The organism is Aliiglaciecola sp. M165 (genome assembly GCF_007197995.1).
In the GTDB taxonomy this organism is placed as follows: Bacteria; Pseudomonadota; Gammaproteobacteria; order Enterobacterales; family Alteromonadaceae; genus Aliiglaciecola.
Genome location: NZ_VKKH01000006.1, coordinates 205,536 through 227,166, shown reverse-complemented (window position 1 = coordinate 227,166; position 21,631 = coordinate 205,536). Strand labels below are relative to the sequence as shown.

The 21,631-nt window shown below is 39.3% G+C and carries 19 protein-coding genes; 4 read left to right on the top strand and 15 right to left on the bottom strand.

The features are described 5' to 3' along the window. Nucleotides 1–46 precede the first annotated feature (46 nt). Nucleotides 47–757 (top strand): glycosyltransferase, encoded by a 711-nt coding sequence (locus tag FM019_RS12880; RefSeq protein WP_185969282.1) that lies wholly within the window; start codon nt 47–49, stop codon nt 755–757. Here the strand turns inward: FM019_RS12880 and rffA are convergent. The 15 genes from rffA to wecA all read right to left on the bottom strand — a co-directional run bounded on the left by rffA (nt 741) and on the right by wecA (nt 17,700). After that, entirely contained in the window at nt 741–1,868 is a 1,128-nt protein-coding gene (gene rffA / locus FM019_RS12875) for a dTDP-4-amino-4,6-dideoxygalactose transaminase (protein WP_143836347.1), read from the bottom strand. The genes FM019_RS12880 and rffA overlap by 17 nt on opposite strands. Then, a complete protein-coding gene (locus FM019_RS21095) occupies nt 1,855–2,307 on the bottom strand; it encodes a CatB-related O-acetyltransferase (RefSeq protein ID WP_313901695.1) in 453 nt (150 codons plus the stop codon). Before FM019_RS21095 ends, rffA begins: the two co-directional genes overlap by 14 nt. A gap of 205 nt (nt 2,308–2,512) precedes the next feature. Then, nucleotides 2,513–3,706 (bottom strand): ATP-grasp domain-containing protein, encoded by a 1,194-nt coding sequence (locus FM019_RS12865; protein ID WP_143836346.1) that lies wholly within the window; start codon nt 3,704–3,706, stop codon nt 2,513–2,515. 20 nt (nt 3,707–3,726) lie between these two features. Continuing rightward, entirely contained in the window at nt 3,727–6,582 is a 2,856-nt protein-coding gene (locus FM019_RS12860) for a hypothetical protein (protein ID WP_143836345.1), read from the bottom strand. Between the two features lie 57 nt (nt 6,583–6,639). Then, nucleotides 6,640–8,049, bottom strand: a complete 1,410-nt coding sequence (locus tag FM019_RS12855) for a hypothetical protein (RefSeq protein WP_221934380.1) — start codon at nt 8,047–8,049, stop codon at nt 6,640–6,642. A 14-nt stretch (nt 8,050–8,063) separates the two neighbouring features. Then, the gene (gene rfbB, locus FM019_RS12850) at nt 8,064–9,143 is read right to left on the bottom strand and encodes a dTDP-glucose 4,6-dehydratase (protein WP_143836343.1); all 1,080 of its coding nucleotides are present in this window, start codon (nt 9,141–9,143) and stop codon (nt 8,064–8,066) included. Further along, on the bottom strand, nt 9,140–10,009 hold the full coding sequence (rfbD, locus tag FM019_RS12845; protein WP_143836342.1) for a dTDP-4-dehydrorhamnose reductase: 870 nt from the start codon (nt 10,007–10,009) through the stop codon (nt 9,140–9,142). Before rfbD ends, rfbB begins: the two co-directional genes overlap by 4 nt. A 2-nt stretch (nt 10,010–10,011) precedes the next feature. Beyond that, complete coding sequence (rfbC, locus tag FM019_RS12840) at nt 10,012–10,563, bottom strand: dTDP-4-dehydrorhamnose 3,5-epimerase (RefSeq protein WP_143836341.1); 552 nt, start codon at nt 10,561–10,563, stop codon at nt 10,012–10,014. Continuing rightward, a complete protein-coding gene (gene rfbA, locus FM019_RS12835; protein WP_143836340.1) occupies nt 10,560–11,438 on the bottom strand; it encodes a glucose-1-phosphate thymidylyltransferase RfbA in 879 nt (292 codons plus the stop codon). The genes rfbC and rfbA overlap by 4 nt, the downstream gene beginning before the upstream one ends. A gap of 87 nt (nt 11,439–11,525) precedes the next feature. Beyond that, nucleotides 11,526–12,968, bottom strand: coding sequence for a lipopolysaccharide biosynthesis protein (locus tag FM019_RS12830; RefSeq protein ID WP_143836339.1), 1,443 nt, complete (start codon nt 12,966–12,968; stop codon nt 11,526–11,528). Nucleotides 12,969–12,971: 3 nt separating this feature from the next. Next, complete coding sequence (locus tag FM019_RS12825; protein ID WP_143836338.1) at nt 12,972–13,622, bottom strand: ABC transporter ATP-binding protein; 651 nt, start codon at nt 13,620–13,622, stop codon at nt 12,972–12,974. Then, on the bottom strand, nt 13,619–14,404 hold the full coding sequence (locus tag FM019_RS12820) for an ABC transporter permease (protein WP_143836337.1): 786 nt from the start codon (nt 14,402–14,404) through the stop codon (nt 13,619–13,621). The genes FM019_RS12825 and FM019_RS12820 overlap by 4 nt, the downstream gene beginning before the upstream one ends. A gap of 18 nt (nt 14,405–14,422) precedes the next feature. Continuing rightward, on the bottom strand, nt 14,423–16,171 hold the full coding sequence (locus FM019_RS12815; RefSeq protein ID WP_221934379.1) for a polysaccharide biosynthesis/export family protein: 1,749 nt from the start codon (nt 16,169–16,171) through the stop codon (nt 14,423–14,425). Beyond that, entirely contained in the window at nt 16,171–16,530 is a 360-nt protein-coding gene (locus tag FM019_RS12810; RefSeq protein ID WP_143836336.1) for a hypothetical protein, read from the bottom strand. Before FM019_RS12810 ends, FM019_RS12815 begins: the two co-directional genes overlap by 1 nt. Before the next feature lie 102 nt (nt 16,531–16,632). Beyond that, on the bottom strand, nt 16,633–17,700 hold the full coding sequence (wecA, locus tag FM019_RS12805; protein WP_143836335.1) for a UDP-N-acetylglucosamine--undecaprenyl-phosphate N-acetylglucosaminephosphotransferase: 1,068 nt from the start codon (nt 17,698–17,700) through the stop codon (nt 16,633–16,635). 679 nt (nt 17,701–18,379) lie between these two features. Between wecA and FM019_RS12800 the strand changes: the two genes are divergently transcribed. From FM019_RS12800 to galE, 3 genes are all read left to right on the top strand, one after another. After that, nucleotides 18,380–19,909 carry a peptide MFS transporter gene (locus FM019_RS12800; protein WP_143836334.1) on the top strand — a complete coding sequence of 510 codons (1,530 nt, stop codon included), beginning with the start codon at nt 18,380–18,382 and terminating at the stop codon, nt 19,907–19,909. Nucleotides 19,910–20,080: 171 nt separating this feature from the next. Then, nucleotides 20,081–20,386 carry a DUF6170 family protein gene (locus FM019_RS12795; RefSeq protein WP_143836333.1) on the top strand — a complete coding sequence of 102 codons (306 nt, stop codon included), beginning with the start codon at nt 20,081–20,083 and terminating at the stop codon, nt 20,384–20,386. A 1-nt stretch (nt 20,387) separates the two neighbouring features. Continuing rightward, nucleotides 20,388–21,401, top strand: coding sequence for a UDP-glucose 4-epimerase GalE (galE, locus tag FM019_RS12790; protein ID WP_143836332.1), 1,014 nt, complete (start codon nt 20,388–20,390; stop codon nt 21,399–21,401). Nucleotides 21,402–21,631: the final 230 nt, after the last annotated feature.

Genomic DNA, 21,631 nt, shown 5'->3' with positions numbered 1-21,631 from the left:
CAGTCTGAAATCATGGGATTTGTTTGAGGGACTGACAAGGAATTTATTGAGAGATGACCAATTACGGCGCGAATGGTTGTTGCACCGAAATGAACTATTTTTAAGTCTATGCCTACCTTCTATCTTGAGGCAATCCAAACTTCCGAACAGCTGGATAATACTTTTTGATGAGTCGGATGAATGGGTAGTCCAAGCTCTCAGGCTGAGCAAATATGATTGGATATTTCCTGTTCTCGTTAAATATGGTGAGGATGGTAAAACCCAAATTTTGGAGACCATAAAGAAAAACTTAGAACATTCGGGTGACCAATACATCAGAGTATGTAGATTGGACAATGATGATATGCTGTCATTTGACTATATAGAGAAGGTATCTGACGTCCCAGATAGCTTTGCAGAAAAATCTGTTGGTGACTCAAAAACATACGCAGTAGTAGCATCCAAAGGATGTAGATGGGACGGAAAAACTAACATAATCTTTGACTATCTCAACTCACCATTCATAACCTATTTCTTTAAAAAGAAAAAGTTAACTAATTCACTTTTTTTTTCACCATTCGAGAAAAAGCATACTTTAATTTTAGAGGAACCACACTTCATTTTGAAGTCTGAGCATCCATTATGGTTGCAATACATTCACAACAAAAATATGAGGAATGAGATGGCCCCCAAAGGGAAGATTTATCCTTCCCTTTCCAGACACAATTTGGAACAAATCTTCGGACTAAAAAGCGTTCAGACTAAAAGAAACTTTTAGTAAGCTCGATCACCCGATTGACATCAACATTTGACATTCCATAAAACAATGGAAGACGGATCAACTTTTCACTTTCATTGGTAGTATTCACATCGGGACCATGAAAAGAGCCAAGTTTTAAACCTGCCGGTGATGAGTGAAGGGGCACATAGTGGAACACTGTAGACACCCCATTTTGCTTCATAACGCTAATAAATTCGGTTCTTTCAGACAAACTTCTGAATTTGAAGTAAAACATATGCGCATTGTGGCTACACTCTTCTGGAACATGAGGTAATTGAATAATCTCATTGGAACCCAGCTCTTGGAACTCGTTATAATAGCGCCCCCATGTTTCCAAGCGATTTTCATTGATTTTAGCGGCTTCAAGCAATTGAGCATATAGATACGCTGCTTGAATGTCAGATGGCAAGTAACTGCTACCAATATCTGTCCATGTGTACTTATCAATTTGCCCGCGGAAAAACTGACTCCTATTCGTACCCTTCTCCCTAATAATCTCAGCTCGACTTGAGAATTTTTTATCATTGATAATTAAAAGCCCACCTTCACCACCACTTGTATAGTTTTTGGTTTCATGAAAGCTAAAGGTCCCCATATGACCTATCGTTCCCAATGATCTTCCTTTGTAAGACGCCATCATTCCCTGGGCAGCATCTTCGATTACGTAAAGGCCATATTTCTCGGCTATTTCCATGATAGTATCCATTTCACACGCTACTCCCGCATAATGAACTGGAACGATAGCTTTAGTGCGAGTAGAGATAGCAGACTCTATTTTTGTCTCATCTATATTCATTGTATCCTTCCTGATATCAACGAATACAATTTTGGCACCTCGCAGGGAGAAAGCATTTGCCGTACTGACAAATGTATAACTTGGCATGATTACTTCGTCACCTTCGCTAAGATCCAACAACAAAGCAGCCATCTCAAGTGCAGCTGTACAAGATGGAGTTAAGAGCGTTTTCTCAGCCCCTAAATTCTCTTCGAACCAATTTTGACATTTAAGCGAATACAATCCATCCCCGCTTATTTTGGAGCTACTAATTGCCTCTTCTATAAACTCTAATTCTCTCCCAGTATAACAGTGTTTGTTAAATGGAATCATATTTTTCTCTCTCCTTTGGAAAGCTGGCAAGGAAATCTAGATTTGACTTTATTTTATCATAACTCCATTCCCACCATTTCATTTTCAAGAGCATGTCGATTATTGCATGTTCAAAACGATATTTGATTACTCGTGCAGGGTTACCTGCCACAATTGCATAGTCAGGAACGTCTCTAGTAACCACAGAATTGGCTCCAATAACAGCACCATTGCCAATTGAAACCCCTCTCAAAACCACTGCACCACAACCAATCCAAACGTCATTGCCGATTTCAAGTCCGCGGGAGTATCGGTCGTACATGGGTTCCCTGTCTCCTAGAAATCCTTTAGATGGATCATACAACAAAGAGTGCTGAGTAACCCGATTGTAATCATGATTGGCACCGCCGATAGTCACGTTCCATGAAATCGAGCAAAATGCGCCGACGTTTGCCCACAAAATTGTTGCGTTTTTACCAGTGTATGTAGACCGACCGATAGTTGATGAAAATATGTGATTATTTCTATCGATAACGACTCTTGACTCTAAAATACTGTTACGAACTCTACTATAGTCCCCAACTATTGCTGAACTTCCGATTTTAGAATCGTGTATATCGCACCTAAACAGAGAGCTGTCTTTCGAGATTGAGGAGTTTTCAACATTAGTCTCTATTCGTTTCAAACTTCACCTCAATTTGTTTTAGTATACTCTCCATAAGCGCTTCGCACTCAGACAGCGTATCGCCATGGACTATTACTTGTCCGATTCTATCGGTACCATTTACGAACTTTTTCACATTGTCACCTGGTTTTATATCCATTGAAATCGTAAAGTTATCAATAAATGATTCGGCGTTAGGAAATTTAACCGATGCCACTTTTCCACTTTCAGGAGACATCAGTAGACGTGAAATATTCGCTTGTTTCTTTTTTGATGGTTTGTAGTTTATTTCGTCACCTAATGAGATATCAAGCAACAATTGATAGTAATTCATTGAATTATATATTCCGACATTTTCTGGTAGACAAGTGGCCCCCATCCGTGCCCCTACTTCTATTATAAAGGGATTATCTTCCACAACCATTATGTCAAAGTTACTAATGCAGTTGTCTATCTCAAGGGCCACCACTGTCGCCTCAGCTAATTTGGTAATTTTATGATGCAGCTCTTCTTCCAGTTCAAGCGGTAAAAAATGCCCGATTGGAACACAGATAGGAGGTTGAGTAACGATGTCCCCATGAACAATTACGTCCAGAACTTTTCCATTCACAACGACAACTTGTGCACCTATTTCAAACCCTTCCAAAAATTCTTCTACGATTACTTTTTTACTTGCACTAGCTTCCAGGGCATCTTTAAATGCACTTTCAAGGTTATCTGGGGAGTCCACTTTCGTGATACCTCTGCTTCCACTTGAGTCCGGAGCTTTAACCATAATCGGATAACCAAAATCTTTCTTATTTCCCAAAAAGTCATTTAAAGTGTCGAATACACCAAAATTAGCAGTCAGAATTCTATTTTCGACTAATTTTGACTTCATCAGAACTTTATCTGTGCAACATTTGGCAGATTCATATGAAGGGCCGGGTAAATTTAGAGTATCTGAAATTTTGCCCAATAGAGGCAGCGCAACATCAGTTCCGGTCGTTACAATTGCATCAATATTAAGCTCGATTGCTTTATCAGTAACACGTTCCACATCTCGTGTATCCATATCTATGTGCAGATTCGCTATGTCAATGCCAGGGTAATTTCCATCTGGCGTCACTACGATCGCGAAGTTACCACTATCTTTGATTTGCTCGATAAGCGGCACTTGATAGACACCTCCCCCCAACACCATTATTTTTTTCATATAAATCTTTTCCCACTGTTTTAATTTTTGCTTCGAGCTTCCTGCAGAAAGGAGACAAAACTTTCAGCTATATTGTTTAGGTCTCGTCTTTTACTCAATAGAGTCTTTGACTCTTCAACGATTCGCTTACCGATACTATCATTGATACTAATTTCGTTAATCAAATCAAAACCTTCTTCAAAACTATGAAAGTGTCCCAACGTTGGAACTACTGTAGTCGAATCGGATCGATAATCGACAAGAGAAGGCGTGCCGACTGATGTGGCTGCAGCCACAGTTGTCGCCCCTCCTAGTGTAGGTATAAAGACCAAGTTTGAATTTTCGATTAACCCTCCAAGATTATCGGTGTAATCAATTCGAATAATAGATTTATTGTCCAACAACTTTTTAAGTTCTGGTTTCATTTCAAGCACTTTCGAAAAAGTAGATTCTCTCTCTCCCACAAACACCCATTTCAAATATTTATTATTGTCAAATAATTTAATGAATTGTTTACTCTCAAATTCTGTCAAGCCCAGTAGCCATCGACTTATTCGACCCCCGACCAAAGGTGTGACAATAGAAAAATAATTTTGATTAGGATCCCAATATTTAGACCAATTCCAGTCAAACAATGGGAGTTCATTTTCTTCGAACATTGGTTTAGAAAAATGAATTACGGCGTTTTCTGGAATACCAAACTCAATTAACAAGTGTTTATGGTATTCATTGACTGCTCTAACGACATCGACATGTATGTCAGGTTTACCATAAGCATTGTCCACACTCCCAGTAGTAGGTATGAACGCTACAGGATGGTGTTCGTAGACCTTGCTTCTTGTTATCTTACTATCGTATGTGCCTCCAAGAAACAGTGTAGACAAAGGCTTGAGTTCATCTATTAATTTACAGGCCGATTCAACCCTTTTTGCTTTCGATAAGCCAGGCTTGGAGGAAAAGTCGAAAAAGGAGCTTTGGTCTTTAATTATTCCATCTCCAATCATGAATTCGAAATTATTATTTCTATTGCATGTTCGACCTTGAGTTCGAACCAGAAATGGCGTACGAAAGTCTTTCTCTCCTGTAAAGATAACCTTTAGACTCAATCGGTCCTTTTCACAAAGCTTTTCGTTATATACATTGATTAAATTACAATAAATTTTCAGAATATTGTAGTGTGAATTTGATCCAACATTAATATTGTCAGGAAAAAGTCGAGCTAAAACCACAACTATGCTGTTGGAATGTTGGGGAGATACCTTTTTCCTTGTCACACTTGCGATTCTGAGTTTGTCAAGCTTGCTAAAAATAACTTTCAATAGAGGTTTGTCAGCGCAAAACTTTAAACCAGCAGAACTAAGCCCAACCCTATTGACAGGATCAAACATAGTGTAAACTTCTGAGAATTCCTCAGTCGATGTATCTATTATTTTTTCACTAAGGAATGTCAAGTAGTAGTCTTCGCCAAATTTCTTGGAAAATAAAAAAAACAAGAATGATTTTTGGAGCTCATTAATTTCCGACCTTTCAAATGACATAATGGTATTAATTACTTCATGTGAAACGTTTTTCGATACATATCTTACGAAAGCTCTACTATATCTTAGAAAAAATTCACCATTTGAATCTAATCCGCTGCAGATATAGGCTGCCAAACAGTACTTTGAAATGGAAACCGTTCTATTAACGCTTTCAAGGTCGGCCAAATTACTCAGTAGACCAAACACTATTGAACCTTTTTCACTAGGAAGAGAGGTAAGTAAATTTAAGAAGAATTTTAGTTTTGAACTAACGTGTTCTGCCCCACAAGACAATTTGTATATGACTCTGTCTTCAATCGGCTCAATCCAACGAACCTCCTCGGAAATAAACGAGATATAAACGTTTAGTTCTTTTCCACAAAACCTAGACGCGAAAGACTTCAGCAGATTTTTTGAATAACAGCAATCTCTTAAAAAGATGAGCCTTTTAAAGCTATCAGATAGAGTAGAAATGGAAAACAACTGAGTGTTTGAATTCGCATAGTAAATAGTCGATTCAGTCTTGAATGGCTCTCCGATAGTGCGAACCTTTACCGTCCTTTCATCTATATATTTCTTTAAAGTTTTACTTTGGGGACTGTTAACTTTAGAGCAAGAGTTATCCAACAAAACAATTGAAACGTTCTGTAAATCGAGCAGTTTCAACTCAGCTAAAATAAACTGAACTTCTTTAGTACATGAGAAATCGAAATATATTGCAATATCAAAAGATTCAAAGCTTGAGTCGAATGAGCTCGTTACTTCAGAGACGCTATTATCCCCAATTTTGTGTAGTATGGAGAACGTGAAACTTGCATCCTCATGCAACAAATTGGCCAGACCAATTTCAGCGCAAATAATTCCAACTTGCAATGAAACTAAGTTTGTCTCCCCCTCAGTGCACTCTAAAATGTAATCTGGATTTAGACTTGAACGGAAAACCAAATCTGTAAGAAACTCCGAGGTTTCAAATGACAATTTTGGTTTCATTCTCAGAGTAAGATATATAATTAAGACTTTAAGTAATAAACGTTCTGTTCCAATTCTATCGTACGCTCTCAACGCACTTATTAATAAAACGTCTGCAGCTTCATTCTCTATCGTAGCATCAAAAGCTAAACTGAGGGCCCAAAAACGGTCTTGTTCTAAGATGCTTCCATCATCACTTGAATTTTTTCTTCTAAGAATTTTTCTGAGATCGTCATTCGATAGGCATACAAAAACTCGCTCTAGAAGATCGCAATCTATTCGCGCAGTCTGAAGGGCCAAGTACAACAAGGAATAGTTCGCACCTGAATCAAAATTCTTAGCCTTGTTGAAATGTCTTTGAAGCTCCTCAGCCAGTTTCTGTTGCGCTCTCCCAATCATTTTGTCCACGTTTAGTCGTTTCATTTTAATCTAAAAACTAACTTAGGCGCATTGTCACAAAAAAAGTCAAATTTTCCGGTTGCCACCTTTAACTCCTCTAATTTCTCTTCCCTCTTCAAAACCATATTTGATGTAATGCAACAGGGGATTTATTCCCGATTCTTTTACATCTTTGTTTTTTTCCAAGTACCAAAAAGTGTCGAAATATAAACTAGGTAGTCTTTTTTCAGTAACGCCGCTTACAAGGTAGTGTTTAACAGGGTTTACCCCTGAGTGCTTTACGTCAGGATATCTATTCAAATACCACATTAAATCAAAAAGGTCAGAATGTAACAAAAGCTTCTCATCATCCTCAGAGTATACGTTCTTGTTTAGTTTGTTACTTATTTTCTTGCGTGCATAAAAGTATTTATGGAGAAAAGTCTTTTCAATTGATAACAACTCCCGACGATTTTTAATTTCATAATATTTCGAAATTTCCAACTCTTTACTTTGCTTTACGAGGTGGATTTTTAGCTCATCAATTATGGATTGATGTTTACTTACTGTAGATTTAAATTTTTTTCTATCTTCAGTTATATTAGTGTTAAGTGAAGTTATTTCACGTTCACGTTCAAAAAGCTTTGTCTGCGTGGCATCATTTAAGGCTCGCAAAGATTTTAACTCTATTTCAAGTCCTTCCTGAGTCGTCTTTAAAACACTATTGGCTTTTAAGTTCAAAGAAAGTTCACTCTTGAGTTTTTTAACTTCATTTTCAAGTTTTAGATATTCACTATGCTTACTCTCCAATTCTTCTTGAATACTTTGTATTTGTAAAACCGCGATATTTAATGGTTCAAGAGTTTCTCGTGCATCTTGCAAGTTAACATCTTTATGAAAGCCACATGGTTGAAATTGATGCTCATTTTCTATCGCCACACTAGGTCCAGATGTCAAAGCTCTACCATCAATTTCTATTTTCAAAAGATGATTTATATCAGAATCTAAGTCCTCTAAATAATTTAGAATTGTTTTTATTTCTTCATGATTTAACGTTCTTATTAGACTAAACAAAAACAAACTGTCGGCTGGCTTACAAAGGTTTCTTGTCTGTAATTCTTGAATTTCACATTCGATTTCAGAAAAAAACTTACTTGGGGAGGCTAAGACGAATGACGTATTAAAAACCTTTATGTTTTCGGGAAACTTGTTTTTTAGTTCGAGCAAAGACTCCATACTCGAAATCCATTCTTGTTCTAGAGATTCTGCTTCTTGACCTCTTTTAAGTCCGTTGTAGAGAAAGAACTCTATTTGTTCATAACCCAACATCAACTCTGCATTCCCGGCTAACACAATTTCTAAAACTTCTTTAGTACTCAGAGGTTCTTTGAGCAATACGAAATTTCGATTACTCACATTCTTCTTTTCGAAAATGTCGAGCAGATTAGTAAACTCTTCGCAAAGAGGTTGTTGAATTATGCTACTTATTATTTTCATATGCTTATTTCAAACTAACGCTGCAAATGCCAGCCATCATTAGCAAGACACCAGCTCAAAGTCTTTGTCAATCCAGAAATAAATGTTTCTTTCGGTTGATAACCTAACTCGTTAAAAGATTTAGTTGCGTCTATAGCATATCTTCTGTCATGCCCTGCTCGATCATCCACAAATTTGATTAGGCTATTTGATTTTTGAGCTATTGCAGCCTTAGCGTTTGGAAACTTTTCCTTTAGCTGCTCATTACCCAAGAAAGCCTTATCTGTCAAATCACATATCAACTTTACTATATCCAGATTGCTCCACTCATTATGTCCACCAATATTGTAGTTTTCTCCCACTTTTCCCTTTTCTAATACCAATTCTATTCCTCGCGCATGATCGGTAACAAAAAGCCAATCTCTAATTTGCTGCCCGTCACCGTATATGGGAAGTGGCTTATCGTTTAATATATTAGTAATAACCAAAGGTATTAATTTTTCTGGATAGTGATATGGACCATAATTATTAGAGCAGTTGCTAGTTGTAACTTGAAGACCAAAAGTATGGTAGTAAGAACGAACCAAGTGGTCGCTAGCGGCCTTACTAGCAGAGTAGGGTGAGTTTGGAGCATAAGCATGATCCTCAGAAAATGCTGGATCATTGGGCTCAAGAGTACCATATACCTCATCCGTACTTACATGATGAAATCTATGTTCCAAAGGCTCCTTACCTTTAATTTTTGGATTGTCTATCCAAACTTTTTTTGCAGCTTTAAGAAGACTATATGTTCCCAAAATGTTGGTTTCTATAAAAGCGTCTGGACCCGTAATCGAGCGATCAACATGTGACTCTGCTGCAAAATGTATAATTGTTGAAATCTCATGTTCTTCCAATAACTTTTCAACGAGTTCTGTATCGCAAATATCACCGTGGACAAAACTAAATTTTGGATCAGACTCATGTGCTGCAAGATTTTTTCGATTTCCAGCGTATGTTAGGCTATCTAATACGACAACTTTTTTAATTGATTCTTTTTGCATCCAATAATGCACAAAGTTGGTACCTATAAATCCTGCTCCACCAGTGATCAAAGTAGCTGAGTTTTTGCTCATAATTCTTTATCTTCTTTTGTTAATTTTTTAATGACTATTTCCAATTCTTCTTTCCAATGCCTGGGTACCACCCCAAATTTATTCTCAATTTCGGACTTGTCCAAAACGCTGTACTTTGGTCTTTTCGCGAGTGAATTAAATTTATTTGATAGTATTGGCTCAATCTCAGCAGCATTTCCGAGAATATTATACTTGATTCCAAACTCGCGAATTTTAAGTGCAAATTCATACCAAGAACAATGGCCTGCATCAGTAAAATTAGTTTTCCCATTAAGATTCTTACATAAAGCAATATTACAAGCTCTTGCAAGAGACCAAACTGATGTAGGAGTTCCAACTTGATCTTCAACAACTTTTAAGGTTTGCTGAGTTTTCATTAAAGCTAGCATCTTAGTGACAAAGTTAGTACTCATATTGGAATACAGCCAACTTGTTCTTATGACGCATGCGCGTTCATTCGGATATCTAAAAACTGCATTTTCACCAGCAGACTTACTCAATCCATACACATTAATTGGTTGATGCCGTTCGTACGCTTTTATAGGTTTTACCGAGTCTCCTCGAAATACATAGTCACTTGAAATGTGTACCAGACCAATTTTATTTAATGCTGCAAATTCCGCCAGGTTTCGCACTGCTAAAAAGTTAAGTGCATAGGCTTGCTCTATTTCCTTTTCTGCTTTGTCAACTAGAGTGTATGCCGACGAATTAATAATATTTCTCACATTGAGACTTTTAAGAGTAGAGTCAATACTATTTCTACAGAATACGTTTACATCTGCTCTTCCTAGGAATATATAATCGGGGTTTAATATTCGAAAGGCCTTAGCAAGTTGCCCTGATTTTCCTATAACGACAGTTTTCATATCTACGAGATAAAATGAGGAGCATTAGACAAAGAGCAGCCATTCTTATCTTTATCAGACAAAAAAATTGGCGTATCGCCCAATTCTGGCCACTCAATACTTAGAGAAGGTTCATCGTAAGCAATTGATACTTCCGACTCAGGATCGTAATAGTTGGTGCAACGATAGCAGACTTCAGCTATATCAGATGTGACTAAGAACCCATGTGCGAACCCCTCTGGTACCCAAAGTTGATTTTTGTTTTCAGCTGATATTTTGAACCCCAACCACTTCCCGTAAGTCAAAGATCCCTTACGAAGGTCAACTACAACATCGAAAATTTCACCTTTTATCACGCGAACCAACTTACCTTGAGCCTGCTTTCGTTGATAGTGTAATCCGCGCAAAATACCTCGGCTAGATTTACTATGGTTATCTTGAACAAAAGTGACATTTGCGACATTTTCGCGGAACCAATCTTCTCGGTACGATTCCATAAAAAAACCGCGATCATCAGTAAATACAACTGGCTCAATAATTTTCACATCTTTTATTTTGGTCTCGGTAACTCTCATTTAACTGTTTCTCTTGCTACCTTTATTAAGTACTGACCATAACCACTTTTAACAAGTGGTTCAGCAAGATTCTCCAATTCTTCCTTGTCAATAAAACCCTTTCTATAGGCAATTTCCTCTGGGCAACATATCTTTAGACCTTGTCTTTTTTCAATTGCTGCAATAAAGTTGGAAGCCTCAAGTAGACTATCAATCGTACCGGTATCCAACCAAGCCGATCCTCTGCCCATCAACTCCACTTTAAGCTTATTAGTGCCTAAATATAAGTTATTTAAATCCGTAATTTCCAGCTCCCCTCTAGGGGACGGTTTTATTTGCTTGGCTAAATCAATAACAGAATTGTCATAAAAGTATAAGCCAGTAACAGCGTATTGAGATTTGGGCAGTGACGGTTTTTCTTCAATAGATATAGCATTCCATTCGCGATCAAATTCAACCACACCGTAGCGCTCTGGGTCGTTAACGTGATAGCCAAATACCGTAGCTCCGGAACAGTTTAGCGCTGCATTATTTAAGGAAGACTGTAAGTCATGTCCATAATAGATGTTATCTCCTAGTATCAATGTGCAAGGACTGTCACCTATAAAATCCTCACCAATAAGGAAGGCCTGAGCTAGACCTTCTGGAGAAGGTTGCTCCGCATATTCAAAGTTGACCCCCCACCTATCTCCATCTCCTAATAATGACCTGAAACGTGGTAACTCGAGCGGAGTAGATATTATTAAAATATCTCTGATACCTGCAAGCATCAACGTAGCCACAGGATAGTAAATCATTGGTTTGTCATAAATAGGCATTAGTTGTTTGCTTACGACTGAAGTCAATGGGTGAAGACGCGTGCCCGAGCCTCCGGCTAAAACTATTCCTTTTCTCATATCATCACCTGCTATATAAACTTTTTAAATCACTATATTTATACTTATTTCGTTATTAGGCTTATAGTCGGTAGAGCTTACCTATTTTTATCTTAGCTCTTCGACAGTCGCAATTATAATCTTCCCAATCCCAAATAGCATCAGTAACAGCGCAAATGCTAGACTTAAGTTATAAAATATGTCTGGATACTTATCGTTTTCAGGAGTTGTGGGGCTCTCCACAACAACTAGATATTTTAATTGCCTATACGCTTCTATTCTGGACTTTTCAATTGAAACCTGTGAAGCGGCATAAGCTTGTAAAGCTAGTTCTAAATCAATTTTGTAATCACTAAATTTCGCTAGAATTTCACCTATACTTAGTTGATTTAAGTTGTTTTCTAGAGAATCGCTGTTCGCTAATTTAGCTCTCTCTGCTTTTAGTTGTTCTATTAGACCATTCAACTGAGATACCGCTTGAACCACTGCAGGCGCGGTATTGCTCATAGAGCTTAACATTGAGTTTACTTCTGCTCTCTTTGCTGCAATGCTCCCTTCCAACTGGTAAGTAATCTGTTGACGTGCTAAGCCTTCTGCTTCTGGATCTAAAATGGCATGTTGCCTTTGAAAATCCAATAGTCGCGATTTAGCACCCTGAAGTTTCTTCTCAACTAGTTCGTGTTCTCCCATGACAAAAGCCATTTGTTCCTTAGCTAGGAGATGGCCTATTTCATTGATATACCACTCAGCTCTTTCCAAAATCGCTTCAGTCATCTTTTTTGCGAAGACGGGGTCAAACCCCTGCGCAAATACGCTTATAATTTGAGAATCTTGGTCGATTTCAACCTCAATCCTCTTGAGAAAATAAGCGAATTGACTCTCGATACTTGCATTGCTGCTTAATCTGCTAAAGAAATCTTGGTCAGAGTCGCTAAAGTGTGTGCGAAATCCAATTCTCTCTTCCAAATAATTCATCATATCGTTGGAGTTTATAAACGCTTGCACGAGCTCAGTATCTAAATTTGATGACTGAACACCAAAGCCTGACAAAACCGCCATTGCAGGGTCCAAAGTGGCAAGACCATCAGGCTCTTTAACAATGAACTTGGTTTGACTCTCGTATCTTGGGCTCGCAATCAATACGAAATAAACGGTTAAAATTAAAAATGGAAGCAAAACAAACAAGTAAAAAGGTCTTTTTATCAGACCTAACCTACCCTTCAACTTGAGAAGTGATTCACTCAAAGACAACTTATTAACCACGGACTTAGAAGATAGCTTTTTAACTTTTTCGACCGTAGAGATCGATTTTAGATCTGGATTACTCTCTAAAGCCTTTGCTCCAAGTTGTTGCAATTTCCGTTGATTTTCGTCAGATGGGTTGAGCACTTTCACTCTTTGCATTATCCGAAAAGCCAGTTCAACATCTTTTTCTTCAAAAGATTCTATCTTTTGTTTCAAATAAACTTCATTCGACCATTCACTATCAGCTATGGATCGTTTAAATTCTAGCAGTCTCTTCTCTAACTCTTTCTGCGCATACATGCTCATTGACTATAATGCCTGATAAGTTTCGATCCCCGATTCGAGATCATTGTAAAATGTTAGCTCTCCATTATGAAGTACTATGACAGAATCACAGAACTGACGAATCTCATTCATTTCATGACTGACCATTATGACGTTTGCATTTGTACTTTTCTCCAACAATGCACTCTTTGCTTTTCTTCGAAACTTAGCATCACCAACCGAAGTTACCTCGTCGATCAAATAAACATCAAAATCAATAGATATAGAGCATGCAAAGGCCAATCTTGGCTTCATTCCACTGGAGTAGTTTCGAACCGGTAGATCGAACTTCTGGCCTAATTCAGCAAATTCGATGACCCTCTGTTCATACTTATTCAAGTCTTTAACGCCATTAATTTTGCCTATAAAACGCGTGTTTTCCCTTCCTGTCATATGAGGATGAATTCCAGTTGAGAGTGCCACTGGCCAAGAAAGGCTTAAATCAGTTTTTATTTCCCCACTATTGGGATATTCACTCCCAGCAAGGAGCCTAAATAGGGTGGATTTTCCAGCCCCATTAGAACCCAAAATACCAATATTGTGCCCCGATGGAATTTCAAAACTGACATTTTTAAATATATATTGATTACCAATTCTTGAAGGGTAATATTTCGTTAGTTTTTCCAACTTAATCATCTGCTTATCGCCTGCTTCCATGAAATGTGGTAAACACAAAGGGATAGTGTAAACGTAACAAGCGTGACGCCTGTTAAGTAATTTAAACTAACACCACCACTACCATAAGTAGAATAAACAGAAAATCTGGCTAACTCGATTGCATGTAATATGGGATTCCAGTCTAGTAGGTACCAATAGTCTTTTGGAAAATCTTGGAGGGAGAAAAACACGCCGGAAATGAAAAACAAAGGTCTAGTCATCAAATCTCTGATTTTTTTAATTTCAGGTATAAACAATTCAGAAATGCCGAATGCAAGACCACTCAACATAGCAAACAACCAAAGCACCGCGTAACAATAAATGAAAAGAAGTGGGTTCGAGATAGTCACTTCCATACCTAGGAAGTACATCAAAACTATGATGCCAAATATTACGAACAACTTTACAAGGAATTGAAAAAGCCCTGAAGCGACAACTGCACTTATGGGTTGAACCTGCCTAAACGCGTAAAGCGACTTATTCTTGCCTATTGCTCCCGCGGCAGCTCCCAGAGTTTGTAAAAATGACTGGATGAATACTATACCCAGTGCCATAAAAGTAAATGCTGGGATTGTGTGAATGTCCGCTCCTCCTATTCTTCCTCGAATGAAAGACAGTATGAATATAAATACTACGGGACTAATAACAGCCCAACTCAAACCAAATTTATCATTAAACCCAGTGCGAATTTCACGAGCAAACAATGCAAAAATGACATCTCGCCAGATTTCCCATTTGTTACGCTTTATAACTGTTGTCATAAGGACTATTTAGCTCTACTAATCAGATGCGACATTTGCAGCAATAGCTATCTGATAGATGATTTGGGTAACATCTTTGATCGTTTGCATAAACTTAGTATCAACTTTAGGTAGGACTAGTATTTGGTCCCCAGCTTGCAAAGATTTTCCATCTCTTTCGCGGTACCAGTGTCCACCGCCAGATTCAACAAACGAGGTTAAACCGTTGGCATGTAAAATGGCGATGCGGTCATCGTCGGCGCGTTCACTAAACCCACCAGCCCAGGCAACGTAATCTTCAATAGTTGCTTCAGGGTTATACACGATGGCCTGAGGCATCAGAACTTCACCTGACACTTGAATCAAATCTGTTTGCGCGGGGATTACTATCTCGTCACCTTGTTCAAGACGAATATTTGCTACCTTGCCATTTTCGGAAACAATTACTTTTCCAAGTGGTTCGATTTGTCTGGCTCTTGCCACAAATTGCGATACTAATTGTGCTTCTTGAGCGCGAATTCGCGCTTCCCCATCACTGCTGGCAGGCGCGGTGAAAATGCTACGTTCCAAACGATTAAGTGATTCGTTTATTAGTTCTTTTTGCTGTTCGGCAACACTCTCTCGCTTAATATAAATAGAACCGTAATTGGCTTGCGCTGGATCGATTTCTATATGATTCAGCAAATCAAGTAGACGAGTATCTTTTTCTACCGTGTAAAACGAAGGCCCTATGTAACTTCCGGAGAGTTGCACACTAATTACTTGAGGTCTTATGTCATCGTTAAACAGCACTTTATCGCCATCAGCCATTGAAAAAGCATCAAAATCGTTAATGGGTAGATAGACAGAAATAGGGCCTTCTGGTCGACTTCCGGTTACCGCCACATGGCTAGTCTTAGACAGCGGTCGGGAATAGAACACCAAAGACTCACCAGTGCTATTATCTTCGGTAAGCTCGAATCTAAATGGGTAACGAGCTGCGCCTTCTACCGTCACCATAGCACCTTGCTCGCCTACCAAAATTACATCTTCATCTTTAAAAGAAAATGCCGGTAATCGACCGTCTTTAAGAAACTTGTACAGATCATAATCAAGTACAATTTCGTTGTTTCGCAATACCGTAATATTTCGATAGCTTCCACGATAAGGATCTATACCACCCGCACGCTTCAGGAAAAATAAAACCGAGTCAGATGCTAACCCAGCATATTGCCCTGGTCGTACGACTGGACCTGCAACAAACACGCTAACAGGAGTAGCTGTGAGTAAATTGACGTAAATTCTAACGTTGTTGGTGTAAACAGTTTTAATGTTTTGGGTGACAACGGAGTTAATTCGATTTGCAGGTACATCCTTTACTGTAATGGGACCAACATCGGGAATAAAAATATTGCCTTGGTTATCAACTGTTACGACTTCTGCGCGGTTAACTGTACCCCACATCTGGATGGAGATTTTGTCCCCGGGTGCAACAAGGTAGCTGCTGTTTAAACCGTCACTACGTTCTGATTCGTAACCCCCATCAAACAAATTTGCTCCATACGGAGGCGGCATACCTTCCTCTCCAGCTGGCATAGGTCCTGATGATGTGGGCAAATTAATTGGCTGGTTGCGTCCGGTACTATTGCCACCAGATTGGATATATTGTGATAGGTCAACTCGGTCACTTTGACCTGCTTGTTGCGCCTGTCGCAATTGTTCTTCTGTAATCGTTTGTTGCGCTACCGCACTAGTGGCGTGCCCAAACATTATGATAAATAAAGTAAGAAGTTTAATCATCTGGCGCATTATTTTGCTTCTAACTCCTCAGCAGCTTGATATTCAGAGATAACTCGATTTACCTGAAACCAATCTTGAAGTCCCCGCTGGCAATAAATACGTTCACTATTTTCATTTGATGATGCGGTTCTGCAAGTTAAACCAGAGGCAGAAAAAAATGTTTTTCCAAAAAGAACTTGCTCCCCTCTAACAATCATTACTTTGCCAACAGGAGCATTAATCAATGCTGTTGCCAGAGCAGAATCAACTGGCTGAGCAGGGTCGACATATTCGTGCTCCACCAACGCTCGTTGAGCGACTGGCTGATCGATACTCGAGCATCCTTGCAATGCAAGAATTGCAGCGCAAAAAGTAAGTAAATTTTTCATGAAGTTATATGGTCACACTACAAATGAATAGATATTACAGATAAGCGACGTATTTGCAAAGTCTACGGCGCCGTCCTTGTTTGATTACAACGAAGTGTTCGACTACGATGTTTTTCTGATGTTCCGCACGATACGCAAAATTGTCCAGATATTCTGAATAACCAGGCTGTACACAACTAGTGAAATCATAAAGCCCCAAAACATGATTGTTTCAGAAACCTCGTAAAGCTCTCCTAGAATACCTATCGCGGCATAGCCACAGCCCATCAGAAGAATAGCAGCCAATGAACGACGCGAAGACAGGCCTGCGCGCATGAAGATATTATGTAAGTGCTGACGGTCGGGCTTAAGCACTGACTGACCTTTTCTAGCTCGACGGTACATGATGGCGGCCATGTCCATTAGTGGTAAACCAATGATCCACACCGCTGTAATAGGACGCATTGCTGCTTCTGCCCCTTGGGTAAAATCAACCATCAACCAAACGATTGTTAGCCCAACGAACATACTACCACTGTCGCCCATGAAAATCTTATTACCTTTGAATCCTTTCCAGCTGAGGTTAAACGCTAAGAATGGGACGATAGCAGAAACCACCATCATTGGGGCCATGATTGCTTCGCCGTTGTTAGAAACCAATAATAAAAACACGACGGCTAGTAACACAATTAGACTCATTCCACCTGCAAGGCCGTCAATACCGTCTATCATGTTGAAGGCGTTAATAACACCCACAACGCATATCAAAGTAAAGAAATAGCCAAACAAACCGAAGTCTGTTGCACCAAAGCCAAAGATATCACCAAGAGAAGTAATGTAGTTTTGAGCTGCCCACGCCATAATTGCTGCGACGCCAAATTGACACATCAATCGCCCCTTGGCGCTTAAATCAAATTTGTCATCTAGCATTCCAAGCAGAACGATAAAAAATGAAGCAGTAAAAAATAACGAACCATTCTTGAACCACACATCGGTGAGTACACTGGTAATGAGTACTGCTCCAAAAATAGCTACCCCCCCAGTTAAAGGGACGCGTCCGTTGTGGTGTTTACGGGCAGAAGGATGATCAACTAAACCGAGCTGGTGTGCAAACGGTGTCATCACAACTAATAGGATTACCGCAACAAAAAATGCAGTAAATAGTGGAACAAATTCCAAGTGGGCTAACATATAATACAGTGTCCCTTGTCAATCCATCGCTTTTTCTTTTTTATGAACCAAAGCAATATTTAAGCCTTATTTTATTAAATGTCATTCGTTAGCACGTGTTCCTTGCTTCGCTGAGGCAACATTCTAGTTTTTGACAAAGTAAAAGACTTAATCCATACACCTTTGTCTTTATTAACGGCGCTAACGCTACGTCGACTTTGGGATCTTACCAATAAAGTGTCACTTAATACCAGCATTATCGTGTTACAAATTTTAACCGAAATGTAACTAATCTGTTAATTACAAACGAAAAGTTTAGTCTAATATTCGCACAATACACCGTCGCAAGAATGCGACGGTATTTTCAAAAGCAATAGATGACGACCAATAATAGGGCGCTTTTGCACTTTAGTATGCGCCATTTTTGCACGTGATTTTGCACCATAACAATGCACCGCGCAATAAAGTTGTCATATTTGTAATATTCATTTTCTCGGGATTTAGTAAACTAAAATTTATACTTCGATTTTCTTTTCAAAATCTTTCTTGGTTGTTTTGTTGCTTGGCCTTTAGTATAAACAACTCTCTCAATCATCCGACGTATGCGTTGGGTAAAATTATAACAACGATAATATGAGTATTAGGTAGCAAACTTTTAGTCTATAGAGGTTTGTCAACGCTCACCTAAAGGCAGCAATAAATGAATTCTAAAATTCCAGATTTTTTTGGTCACCCTGGTGGCTTACTTACACTTTTTTTCACTGAAATGTGGGAAAGATTTAGTTATTACGGTATGCGTGCATTGCTCGTACTCTATATGACGGCTAGTATCCAAGAGGGTGGGTTGTTGATAACTGTTGCAAGTGCGACGGCGATCTACGGATTATATACTGGTGCGGTCTATCTTATGGGTTTACCAGGTGGTTGGATTGCGGATAGATTACTCGGTTGCCAAAAAACGGTTTGGTACGGTGGACTGGTAATACTAGCAGGGCACATTGTATTGGCCATACCCAACGATAACACTTTTTTTGTAGGTCTAATTTTAGTAGTTCTAGGAACTGGTTTGTTAAAACCAAATATCGGAGCTTTGGTTGGGCAGCTTTACGATGAGAAAGATAAACGAAGAGATGCAGGATATACCCTATATTACATGGGAATAAATATCGGTTCTTTCATTGCTTATTTATCGGTTGGCCCTCTGAAAGAAGAAGGATATTGGCACGGTGCATTTGGACTCGCAGCGATTGGTATGGCGCTAGGCTTAGTAGTTTTTAAAATTACGCAGCACAGATTAGGCGAAGCAGGCGCAAAACCTACACATGAATTATCCCCAAAAATGCGCAGTACAAGCTGGATGATCATTTTAGCCTTTTTAATAGGCCTATCTGTCATTACTGTATCTTCAATTATGGGACTACTAGTCATCAATCCTGTTTCCGTAGCAGAGTCAGCAGCTGTCATTATCACTGTCATTTTCATCGCATATTTTGCTGGAATATTTTATCTCGGAAATCTAAACGCAAACGAAAAGAAAAGCTTAGCTGCTTTATTTTTGGTTTGCGTAGCCTCGGCTTGTTTTTGGGCGGGCTTTGAACAGGCGGGGTCATCTTTAAATCTTTTCGCACAAGACTTCACCGACCGGGTTGTCGACCCTGTCACAATTCCAATAATTGGCTATGTGTTTGATGAGATTCCAACAATTTGGTTTCAGCTATCAAATTCTCTTTTTATTATTATTCTCTCCCCTTTCATTGCTGCACTGTGGATTAACCTAGCTAAAAAAATGATCACTCCATCATATGGCATTAAATGCGCACTGGGTCTGGTCATTATGGCAACCGGGTTTATCGTGATGTTTTTCGCAGCACAACTTGCCGCGACAGGGTTGAAAGTTGCACCATATTGGTTGGTAGCAACGTATTTCCTCCATACGGTAGGTGAACTATGCCTGAGTCCAGTAGCATTGAGTGCTGTGAGTAAACTTTCACCTAAGCGTTTCGCAGGACAAATGATGGGCGTATTTGTTTTAACTTATTCAATAGGAAATGTTGTTGCCGGCCTACTTGCTGGTAGATTTGACCCCAACAATGTAAATCAAATGCCCGAACTTTTCTTGCATATCGCATTGGTAACCATTGCTGTTGGTGTTGTAGTTGCTCTGTTTACACTCAAGACAAAAAAATGGGAATTGTTAGCCGAGGAAAACGTGGAAACTGCTAAAGCTTGATTGTGTTAGATTAGAACCATTTAATTAATAGTATAAATAACACTATTAATTAATTGTAGAAATTGTAAACTACGCCCTGTTCGAAATTTTAACTTCGAATCAGGGCGTTTTCTTTTTAAATGGGTATAATGCGCCCATTTATTGACTAACACTCTTTTAGAGGTTGAAACTGTGAAGTTATATTTTTCTACCCGTCAGATCCCGCAATTACAGGGCCTTGCCATGGCAGAGCGCATGGATAAGCTCAGAGCTGCTGAAAACAAGCTGACAGCCCCAGAAAAATTACTTCTGAATATATGTAAACTTTTAATAATAGTGCCTGTGTTTGTGTTTATTTTGCGTTCTGCAGAGGATTGGTCCGCGTTAGTATGGGCAGGGTTGTTCATTTTGGCTTATCCTTTTTTACTCAAACCGTTTCAGTACAGCATGTGCGCTAAATATTTAAGTGACCCATCTGAATCTAAAGGAAATGATTAATATGCCAGCGATTTTAGTTACCGGCGGAGCCGGCTACATTGGCAGCCATACTGTGCTGCAACTTTTAGAGGCCAACACTAAAGTCGTTGTACTCGACAACTTATGCAATTCATCTGCCGAATCCATTAAACGTGTTGAAGAAATCACAGGCAGATCAGTCACTTTTGTAGAAGGTGACATTCAAGACGCAGACATACTCAACAAGCTTTTTACCGAACACCAAATCAAATCTGTAATTCATTTTGCTGGGCTTAAAGCTGTCGGCGAATCGGTGGAAATGCCTTTAACTTATTATCGTAACAACGTATATGGCACGCTGGTATTGTGCGAAGTTATGGCAAAACATGAAATCAGATCACTGGTATTTAGTTCATCCGCCACTGTTTACGGTGACCCGACTACCCTACCACTCCATGAAAACCTTCCCACAGGGCAACCAACAAACCCCTATGGGCAGTCTAAGTTAATGGTAGAGCTGGTTTTGAAAGACTTATATCAATCTGACAATCGTTGGAACATCGCACTATTAAGGTATTTCAATCCTGTCGGTGCGCACCCATCTGGTCGTATTGGCGAGAATCCTAACGGCATTCCAAATAACCTGATGCCTTTTATCACCCAAGTCGCTACCGGCAAACGTGAATGTTTATCAGTATTTGGCGATGATTACGACACTGCTGACGGAACAGGAGTTAGAGACTATATTCATGTTGAAGACCTAGCCAATGGCCATCTAAAGGCTCTTGAAAAATTAGCAAGCAATTGCGGGTTAGTGACCTATAACTTGGGTACTGGCCAAGGCTACAGCGTGTTGGAAATGGTCAAAGAGTTTGAAAAACAAAGTGGTCAGGCAGTACCATACAAAATCGTTCCGCGACGCAGCGGTGATATCGCCGCTTGTTATGCTGATCCAACGTTGGCTGAGGCCGAATTGGGTTGGAAAGCGACTAAGACCTTGGCGGATATGTGTAAGGATTCGTGGCACTGGCAGTCGCAGAACCCTAATGGTTATTGATCTTTAAACGCCAAATCTTACCCCGATTTTAAAAACACGTCTTCCCCGTTACATCAAATACGCCTTCCCCGTTACATCAAATACGTCTTCCCCGAGCGCTTTTATCGGTGATCTGTTCGGGCATTGCGAAAGGTTTAGAAGATCCCGGCTCAAGAGCGTGCCGGGATGACGTTGATTTTTACATACCGGGACGACGTTGATTTATTGCACAACGGGATGACGTTGTTTTT

Bases quoted from the DNA above. Each gene is read 5' to 3' on its own strand.
- FM019_RS12800 (WP_143836334.1), top strand. From the start codon at position 18,380: ATGAATTCTAAAATTCCAGATTTTTTTGGTCACCCTGGTGGCTTACTT.
- FM019_RS12810 (WP_143836336.1), bottom strand. From the start codon at position 16,530: ATGAAAAATTTACTTACTTTTTGCGCTGCAATTCTTGCATTGCAAGGA.
- galE (WP_143836332.1), top strand. From the start codon at position 20,388: ATGCCAGCGATTTTAGTTACCGGCGGAGCCGGCTACATTGGCAGCCAT.
- FM019_RS12855 (WP_221934380.1), bottom strand. From the start codon at position 8,049: ATGAAAATAATAAGTAGCATAATTCAACAACCTCTTTGCGAAGAGTTT.
- rfbB (WP_143836343.1), bottom strand. From the start codon at position 9,143: ATGAGCAAAAACTCAGCTACTTTGATCACTGGTGGAGCAGGATTTATA.
- rfbA (WP_143836340.1), bottom strand. From the start codon at position 11,438: ATGAGAAAAGGAATAGTTTTAGCCGGAGGCTCGGGCACGCGTCTTCAC.
- rfbD (WP_143836342.1), bottom strand. From the start codon at position 10,009: ATGAAAACTGTCGTTATAGGAAAATCAGGGCAACTTGCTAAGGCCTTT.
- rfbC (WP_143836341.1), bottom strand. From the start codon at position 10,563: ATGAGAGTTACCGAGACCAAAATAAAAGATGTGAAAATTATTGAGCCA.
- FM019_RS12865 (WP_143836346.1), bottom strand. From the start codon at position 3,706: ATGAAAAAAATAATGGTGTTGGGGGGAGGTGTCTATCAAGTGCCGCTT.
- FM019_RS12815 (WP_221934379.1), bottom strand. From the start codon at position 16,171: ATGCGCCAGATGATTAAACTTCTTACTTTATTTATCATAATGTTTGGG.
- wecA (WP_143836335.1), bottom strand. From the start codon at position 17,700: ATGTTAGCCCACTTGGAATTTGTTCCACTATTTACTGCATTTTTTGTT.
- rffA (WP_143836347.1), bottom strand. From the start codon at position 1,868: ATGATTCCATTTAACAAACACTGTTATACTGGGAGAGAATTAGAGTTT.
- FM019_RS12820 (WP_143836337.1), bottom strand. From the start codon at position 14,404: ATGACAACAGTTATAAAGCGTAACAAATGGGAAATCTGGCGAGATGTC.
- FM019_RS12825 (WP_143836338.1), bottom strand. From the start codon at position 13,622: ATGATTAAGTTGGAAAAACTAACGAAATATTACCCTTCAAGAATTGGT.
- FM019_RS12830 (WP_143836339.1), bottom strand. From the start codon at position 12,968: ATGAGCATGTATGCGCAGAAAGAGTTAGAGAAGAGACTGCTAGAATTT.